At 69.0% G+C, this 7,539-nt stretch carries 7 protein-coding genes and 1 pseudogene; 3 read left to right on the plus strand and 5 right to left on the minus strand.

The window, feature by feature from the left end; all coding sequences use genetic code 11:
- Positions 1-511, minus strand: a pseudogene (locus CCN56_RS35745) (transposase); the annotation flags it as partial.
- Between the two features lie 6 nt (positions 512-517).
- Complete coding sequence (locus tag CCN56_RS35750; protein WP_086831924.1) at positions 518-1,324, minus strand: class II aldolase/adducin family protein; 807 nt, start codon at positions 1,322-1,324, stop codon at positions 518-520.
- Positions 1,325-1,458: 134 nt separating this feature from the next.
- Between CCN56_RS35750 and CCN56_RS35755 the strand changes: the two genes are divergently transcribed.
- From CCN56_RS35755 to CCN56_RS35765, 3 genes are all read left to right on the plus strand, one after another.
- Positions 1,459-2,205: a hypothetical protein gene (locus tag CCN56_RS35755; protein ID WP_086831925.1), complete on the plus strand. Its 747-nt coding sequence runs from the start codon at positions 1,459-1,461 to the stop codon at positions 2,203-2,205.
- A complete protein-coding gene (locus CCN56_RS35760; protein ID WP_086831926.1) occupies positions 2,202-2,549 on the plus strand; it encodes a transcriptional regulator in 348 nt (115 codons plus the stop codon). The genes CCN56_RS35755 and CCN56_RS35760 overlap by 4 nt, the downstream gene beginning before the upstream one ends.
- Before the next feature lie 180 nt (positions 2,550-2,729).
- Complete coding sequence (locus tag CCN56_RS35765) at positions 2,730-3,005, plus strand: hypothetical protein (RefSeq protein WP_041135040.1); 276 nt, start codon at positions 2,730-2,732, stop codon at positions 3,003-3,005.
- Between the two features lie 70 nt (positions 3,006-3,075).
- On the opposite strand, the gene CCN56_RS35770 is transcribed toward CCN56_RS35765, so the two are convergent.
- Genes CCN56_RS35770 through CCN56_RS35780 form a run of 3 tightly spaced genes read right to left on the minus strand, consistent with a single transcriptional unit; the run spans position 3,076 to position 7,245 of the window.
- Complete coding sequence (locus CCN56_RS35770) at positions 3,076-3,615, minus strand: hypothetical protein (RefSeq protein ID WP_086831927.1); 540 nt, start codon at positions 3,613-3,615, stop codon at positions 3,076-3,078.
- Positions 3,608-6,070 (minus strand): site-specific integrase, encoded by a 2,463-nt coding sequence (locus CCN56_RS35775; protein WP_086831928.1) that lies wholly within the window; start codon positions 6,068-6,070, stop codon positions 3,608-3,610. The genes CCN56_RS35770 and CCN56_RS35775 overlap by 8 nt, the downstream gene beginning before the upstream one ends.
- A complete protein-coding gene (locus tag CCN56_RS35780; RefSeq protein WP_256962349.1) occupies positions 6,067-7,245 on the minus strand; it encodes a site-specific integrase in 1,179 nt (392 codons plus the stop codon). The genes CCN56_RS35775 and CCN56_RS35780 overlap by 4 nt, the downstream gene beginning before the upstream one ends.
- Between the last annotated feature and the right edge of the window lie 294 nt (positions 7,246-7,539).

Here is a 7,539-nt window from a genome sequence, read left to right on the forward strand (position 1 = left end):
GGACGTGGTGGAGACCCGGCAGGTCTCCTCGACCGGCGAGCCGGTTGATGGTCCGCTCGACTTCGTCGCGTCGCTCGTATTGCTCCTTGTCGGAGCCGGCGGGGCGGCCGCCCTCGCTGCCGCGGCGTCTGCGGTTGGCCCGCTGGTCCCTCGGCTCGGGAATCGTGTGCTTGATGTGGCGTCTTCGCAGGTGGCGGCTGTTACAACGAGAGCTGTACGCCTGTCTCCGGCCGCGTGCCGGTGGGCCCGGCACGAAGCCGAGTCCGCGCCGACGATGCTCCGGTCGATCCGTCCGACGAGATCGGCGTCGGCCTGCACGGCGCACAGGATCCTGTGCCGTGTGCCGTGTGCCGTGTGCCGTGTGCCGTGTGCCGTCCGCCGGCCAGCGGCGATGCCTTTCGGGGACGGTCTTCCACGGACCGTATCGATCCTGAGGATCACGCCGGGGGACACCCGTGCGCACCCTGAAGATGGTCCCGTCGATGACGGCGCGATGGTCGCTCCACCGGCCCGCGGATCAGTCGAAGAGGTCGGGGTCGGACGCGGTGATCTGGTCCCACAGCGGGCGCGCCTGGAACCAGCCGGCCAGGTGCCCGCCGATCTGCCCCCGGGTGAGCAGGGCCGTCTCGCGGTCGATGAGCTGCGGGGTGCCCGCCGCCATCGCCAGGAGCTGTGCCTGACAGGAGCGCTCCATGGTGACGAACCACCACACGGCCTCGGCGACGGAGTGGCCGACCGTGAGCAGCCCGTGGTTCTTGAGGATGACCGCCTTGAAGTCGCCGAGGGCCTTGGCGACCCGCTCGCCCTCCTCGGTCTCGTTCACCACGCCCCGGTAGTCGTCGTAGATCCCGTGGTCCTCGAAGAACGCGCAGGCGTCCTGGGTGATCGGGTCGAGCGGGATGCCGAGGCTGGAGAAGGCCTTGCCGTGCAGGGAGTGCGAGTGCGCGGCGGCGACCGCGTCGGGGCGGGCCGCGTGGACCCGCGAGTGGATGACGAACGCGGCCCGGTTCACGGGCCGCCGCCCTTCGAGGACGTTCCCCTCGTGGTCCACCAGGATCAGGTCCGAGGCCTTGATCTGGGTGAAGCTCATGCCGAAGGGGTTGACCCAGAAGGCGTTCGGGTCGCCGGGATCGCGGACCGTGATGTGCCCGGCGACCCCCTCGGAGAAGCCGAACCTCCCGAAGATCCGGAACCCGGCGGCGAGCTGTTCCTTGCGGTGGCGGCGCTCCTCCTCGACGGACTCGAAGGTGGGCGGCAGCGGCACGATCGCCCCTTCGGGCAGCGGTCCGACGGCGGCGGCGAGAGCGGGCGGCACGGTGCTCATGAGGGCTCCTCGGTGAGGGGGCGGTGGGGCTCGGCGCGCCAAAAGATACAGAGATGTATCCGATACGACAACGGATCCGAAGCGCCCTGCGGAGTCTCTTGTCCTAACTGGTTTGTGATGCAAAGGTGATGTGCATGGCAGACGCATCGGTGCCCTCGCCGGGCACTCCCCAAGAAGTCCTCGCAGGCCTCGGCGAACTCGCCCGCCGGGTCCGGGCCGCTCAGCGCGGCGCCTGGTTCCCCCTCCTGCTCCTCGGCGTACTCACGCTGGGCGGAATCCTGGTCGGCCGCTTCACGCACAAGGTCGAGACCGTTCCCTGCCCGCCGGGCGACCCCGCCGGGGGCACCGGCTGCACCCTGATCAGCCAGGGTTCGCCCGTCTACTGGACGGTCGGACTCGCCCTCGCCTACGTCGCGACGGCGTTCTTCTACATCCGCCGCTCCCGTGGCCGTGGCGTCGGCACCCCCGTAGGGCCGTACGTCCTCGCCGGGATCGCCCTGGTCGGCCTGGTGGCCGCCACCCAGATCTGGAGCCTCCGCCACGGGATGCCCGGGCCCGGCGAACCGCTCGACTTCTGGGGCCTGCACCTCGACGCGGACTCCGCGACGACGCTGTTCCTCGAACGGCTCACCGGGAACGCCACGGTCGTCGGACTGCCCCTGCTGGTGCTGGCCCGGGTGGAACGCAGCCGCGCCCTGCTGCTGCTCGCGGCGGCGTACCTGGCCGTCGAGCTGGTGCCGCTCAGGCCCGGCGGGTGGGGGATCCCGGCCACCTCTCCCTGGTCCGCCGTGCCCCACTTCGCCGCTCCCGGCGTGCTCCTTCTGCTCGGCGCCCTCGGCTTCGCCCTGGCCGAGCTGTCCGACAGGCGCACCCGCTCATGAGCGAGCAGAGCGAACGGGCCGCCCCGCACCCCGCCCTCGGCCTGGACGACGTCGTCCACCAGCGCGTGCGCCTCGGCATCCTCACCGTCGCCCACCAGGCCCGCCGCGTCGAGTTCGGCTTCCTGCGCACGGCCCTCGGCCTCACCGCCGGAAACCTCAGCCAGCACCTGACCGTCCTGGAGAAGGCCGGCCTCGTCGAGATCGAGAAGGGGTACGAGGGCAAACGGCCCCGCACCTGGCTCTCCCTCACGCCCGCTGGCGACCGCGCCCTCAAGGACGAGGTCACCCAGCTCAAGCGGCTCATCCAACAGATCGAGCAAGGCGGTCCGGGCCGGGAGCCCTAAGACCGTGTCCTATGTGGTGAGGCGGAGGAGGTGTGACGGGCAATCGGGTTGTCGCGGGGCTCGACCAATCGGTCGAGTTGGGCGGGGTCAGGCCAGAGCATCGGGCAGCGGACGCAGGCTTCTCTGAACTTGTAGGTTGGGCCCCTGGACCACCTCCGGAGCCTCGATAGAGTCGGGGTGATGACTGGGAACCGAGGCCGTTGGCCGAAGATCGATGAGGAACGCGGCGTCGAGGACGTGACGCTTCTGATCTTGGAGTGGCTGGGCGAGCAGGGTGTGAACGCCATGATCAGGATGGACGCCGAGAGACTGGCCGACAACGCGCCAGCGTGGACGTTCGCCGCCAGCGGCGGCCCGTTGGCGCATGGGATGCGAGCCGACGGGAGGACTGTTCAGCAGTGCATGTCTGTTGCTCTGGCCCGCCTGCGCGACTCCGGTCTGTCGGTTCCGTTCTGATCTTCGACCGCCTTTGCTGCATCTCGCCTTGCAGAACTCAGGTGGGGCGATTTGATTGCTGGAGGGCTGGTCAAGGCAGGAGCGGTCGGGTTGCGGTCCAGGCCACGAGTCGTTCCCGCACCGGGCCGGGTGCCAGGTAGCCGACCAGGCTTTCCAGATGTGCCGTCAGGTTCTTGTGCCGCCTCAACTCGCGGATCTGCCCGGTGGGAAGGTCGCGCCAGCCCTCGGCGAGAGCAGCGGCCTGCGGGGGCGTGAAGGACAGTGCGCCGAGCGTGTCGGACGCCAACGCCTCGGGACTCCAGTCGGGGTCCGTGTCGTCGGGGCCCAACCGGTCGATCACCCACATCCGGAGCATGAAATCCTGCTGAGCCACGCGCACAGGGTGTCCCTCGGCGTTGTCGAGCACGCGCTGGTTCGCGAGCAGCGACAGCTTCGCCCACTGGCGACGGGCTTCCTGGGGATGGTTGGAGTTGTAGGCCTGTCCCTGCGCGGCGACGCGTGCCGTCTCGAGTTGCTGGCCGCGGGCGTCATGGATAAACGTCTGGAGCTGGTCGAGCGTCCACGTGCTCAGATCGCGGGCCGGCTCGTCTCGATGTGCGTCGCTACTCAAGGTCCCCGCTCCTGGTCGTAGGCATGCCGAGGCTGATGGTGGCCTTCTGTGACTGCCTGTCGATCTGAGTGAGCTTATCCTCGGCGCCGACGAGGCTGACCTTGAGTCCTTTGACCTCGCCGAGCCAGCCCTCGCGCTCGGCCTCGGCAATGCGGGAGACGAGGTTGTCGCGGATCTCCTCCAACCGGCCGCGCTGGGCCGGGTCCGGCCGGAGGAGCGAGCAACGAACACAAGCGTGTTCATGAACACAAGGGCTTGAGAAGGCACGAGCGCAGGTGCCGATGGAGACCTTGCGCTTCTCGAAGTGCGCAAGGAACGCGTCCCGTTCCTCCTCGGTGGGGGTCCGATACTCATCGCTGGGTCGGGTAGCCCTGCGGCGGGCGATGAAGGCGCGATGGGCTTCGATGGTCTCGGCCGGGTAGATCGCCTTGTAGCCCATCGTCGTGTCAAGACTCTTGTGCCCGCAGATCACTTGGGCAATGTGCGGTGGCAGGCCGTTCATGACGGCGTCGGTCACGAAGATCCTGCGGAAGTCATGCGGGGAGAAGACGAGCGGTTCGCCGCCGGCATCGGTCAGGCCCGTGGTGGCCAGCGCGTTGATCAGAAGCTTGCGGAGGGCGGTCGGGGTAAAAGCGCGGTGTTCGGTGCCGATATCGCGTTGGAACAACAGCGGCATCGGCGGGTTCCAGACCCGCTCGTGGACGTCGTAGGAGGTCACCAACGGGATCGCGCCGCTGCTTCCTCGCAGGCGGCGGATGATGGTGGAAAGGATGTCCGCCAGTTCCGGGCTGACCAGCAAGAGTCGTTCGCTGTCGGTCTTGGACGGGGCGACCTGCAGCAGAGGCACGACTTCGCCAGTGCTGGGGAGCCGGTACTCGGTGATGCTGTGGTGCGTCAGCTCCAGAAGCTCCTCGTTGCGGATACCGGTCAGGCGCAGGACCTCGATCGCGGCGAAGGCCCAGAAGGCTTCGCCCTCCTCGTAGGTGAGGTTCCGCCGCCGCCCGGTCGAGGTCTCCTCGGCCCAGGTCAGGTGCCCAGCGGCCTTCGGCGCGACGGCTCTGCGAAAGGCTCCAGCGGTGTTGGGGATCAGATCCCCGGGCCGGGTGCGCTCGGCGGCAGCCAGCAGTTCGGCCGCGGCACGTCGCCTGCGGCCAGCGGTGTTGGTCAGCACCGGCAGGAGGGGAAGCCGTTCGCGGGTGCGCTGGTCCATCCGGGCCTTGCGGTGTTTGCGGTCCTTGGCCTTGCTGATCTCCTCGTCGCTGATCGGGCAGGGCACCACCCACGGCGCCCAGCGGGCCGGCTCTTCCGCAGCCCAATGGGCGATGTCCAGATAGAAGGCGCGGACGCGGATGAGCTCGTCTTTGGCGTTCAGCCGGGGGCTGGCGACCTCGACGGCGGTGCCGTCCGGACCAATCGTGGTGCGCTTCTTGGTGGCGATGTCCGTCTTCCAGGCCCGGGCCAGTGCCGGCGGCAGCCGTAGGGAGTCGATGCCCGGTGAGAGCGCTTCGATCCGGGTCCAGAACAGCCCGGCCAGCGTCCGCGACACCGCGTCCAGGCTGGTGTAATCCAACGACGGCTGCCGTTCGCGCAGGTAGTCCACGATCAGGTCGCGGACCGGGCGGCACTGGATCGGATAGCGATCCACGAGTTCTTCGATGCTCAGCCGGCCGGCGGCAAGCCCGAACGCCCGGATCGTGGCCGGGGCGTCCTCAGGGAAGACACCCAAGGCCCGCAGCCGAAGGTAGAAGTCGACTTTGCGCTGCCCGCCGCGGACATGGACCCGATGCAAGGTGTCGCCCAGCTCCACGCAGTCGCTGACGGTGATGCTGGCGATCGATCCGCCCTTGCAGGCCAGAAGCATCGCGATCCGGGTCGCCGCGATGGTGGCCTCGCCTCGGGCGCTGGCCGGACCAGACCCGGCCAGCTGTGCCAGCCGTGCGAACCCTTCGGGGTCACGGACCTCGGCCATGAGCGGAGCCAGGTGCTTGTGGGTGCGGGTGAGCATCCAGGCCAGGTCGGGACGGATGGCATCGCCGCAGACCAGCATCAGCAGCCCGGAGGTCAGGTCGACGCGCTCATACGACGGTGACGGCCCGCTCTGGCGCAAGAAGCGCAGCGGGAGATCTGTCCAGTTTGCGCCGGGAATCTCCTCGGCGCGGCTGGCCGTCCACCGCTGCTGCCGGGTATCGCCTGGGAGGCTGGACAGCCAGCGTAGAAGTTTGGTGACCCCGCGCCGTCGCCCGGCCCGGGTGGCGTTGGCCGCTGGCAAGAACGGTGGCGCCGTCAGCCGCCGCAGCACCTCGTCCGCCGACTGCGCTGTCGTCGGCCACCATGCCTCTGCGGAGCGGGGCGGGAACCGTTCCCGCAGTACGTTGTTCCGTGCTCGGGCCTGTTCGACTGTTGCATTCGCGGTCTGCAGTTGTCGGCGGGTCGAGTACTTCGTGGTGATGGTCATGAAGACCGCCCGAACAGCACGTCCAAGGCTTCCGGGTTGTAGCCGGGTGCGGGAGGCGGCGGCACCGGCTCGGCGTGCCGGTCGGCCCGCCGGGCGTGGTGGGCCAACACCCCGGCCACGACCTCGTCCTGGCGCGGCGCGAGGTAGATCTCGGTCGTGGTCAGATGCGCGTGCCCGAGGACCCACTGCACGTCGGTCAACGTCAGCGCTGGATCGCGGACCATGCGGGCGGCGGCGCTGTGACGAAGGTCGTGAAGGGTCCAGTCCGCGCCGAAGGTGGCGTTTACCCGCTCGAACATGCGGTGGGCGCCGTGGTAGGTCAGCGGCTGAAACGGACGCCGCAGCGTCCACCGCACTGGCTGTGTCCGGCCTCGCGGTACCAGCCCGTGCAGCTCCTGCTGGTAGAGCCGCATCCATACAAACGCATCTGCCGAGGCCGGCACCTGCTGCCGTGCTCGGGAGCCCTTCCGTACAACGCTGATCAGCTGCTGTCCCGGGTCGACGTCGCACTGCCGGACGCCGATCAGCTCCGAGGCCCGGACTCCGCTGGAGATCCAAAACGCGATCATGGCCCGGTCCCGGTTCGACGGCAGCGCCGCGAACAGCGTGTTGAACCACTCGTCGGGGATCGAGCGCGGAATCCGGCGCGGGACCTTGGGTCGGTAGCGGCCTGTCCGCTCCGGTGCCCAGGCGTCCATCGGGTTGTGGTGTGCGTGCGCGCGGCCGGAGCGACGCGCCAGGTCGAGCGGGAACGGGTTGAGCAGCGGTCCGGATCCGGCATCACGGTTGAGGTCGTAGAACTTGCGCAGCACCGTTTCGCTGTGGGCGACGGTCGACGGGGCATAGCCGGGCCCCCGGGTGGTTTTCCCGGTCACGGGGTTCGGGGCGCCGACGGTGCGGGCCGGCCGCCGCTTGGCCGCGGTTGCTCGCGGCTTGATTGTCAGCTGGATCCAGCAGCTGAAATCCCGAGCGTCCACGCGTGTCGCTCGGTCCCACGGCACTTCGACCGCGTGCAGGAATCGCCACCAGCACAGCAGGTCCATGCCGTAGGAGCGGACGGTCGCCGCCGCCTTCCCGGCTGCGAGCAGCTCCTGGAAGAACACCGCGACCGGAGCCACGGCCGCGCCGTCGGCGTCGACGAGCCGGTAGGGCTCGTACCGGTCGCCGGTCTCCACCAGCCGACCCCACCGAGGAACGGCCAACCTCGACAGATCCCGCTCGGGCACACGATCGTTCATCACGACCGCAGACCGTACTGGGCCGCAACCTCACCTGTGCCCTGAACTGCACAATCAACCTGGTCCGTTCAGTCAACGGGGCGTGCTCGTGGATGCAAGGGGCACTGAACGAGCGGCCGCAGGTGCCGATGGAGACCTTGCGCCGCTCGAAGTGACCCAGGAATTCGCTCCACTCCTCGTCGGTCGGGACGCGGTATTCATCGGTTGGCCTCATGGCTCGTCGACGAGCCA

Origin of the sequence: Streptomyces sp. NRRL B-24572, assembly GCF_002156145.1 — a bacterium.
Taxonomy (GTDB): domain Bacteria; phylum Actinomycetota; class Actinomycetes; order Streptomycetales; family Streptomycetaceae; genus Streptomyces; species Streptomyces vietnamensis.

Coding starts and splice junctions, on each gene's coding strand:
- CCN56_RS35750 (WP_086831924.1), bottom strand. CDS start 1,324: ATGAGCACCGTGCCGCCCGCTCTCGCCGCCGCCGTCGGACCGCTGCCC.
- CCN56_RS35755 (WP_086831925.1), top strand. CDS start 1,459: ATGGCAGACGCATCGGTGCCCTCGCCGGGCACTCCCCAAGAAGTCCTC.
- CCN56_RS35760 (WP_086831926.1), top strand. CDS start 2,202: ATGAGCGAGCAGAGCGAACGGGCCGCCCCGCACCCCGCCCTCGGCCTG.
- CCN56_RS35765 (WP_041135040.1), top strand. CDS start 2,730: ATGACTGGGAACCGAGGCCGTTGGCCGAAGATCGATGAGGAACGCGGC.
- CCN56_RS35775 (WP_086831928.1), bottom strand. CDS start 6,070: ATGACCATCACCACGAAGTACTCGACCCGCCGACAACTGCAGACCGCG.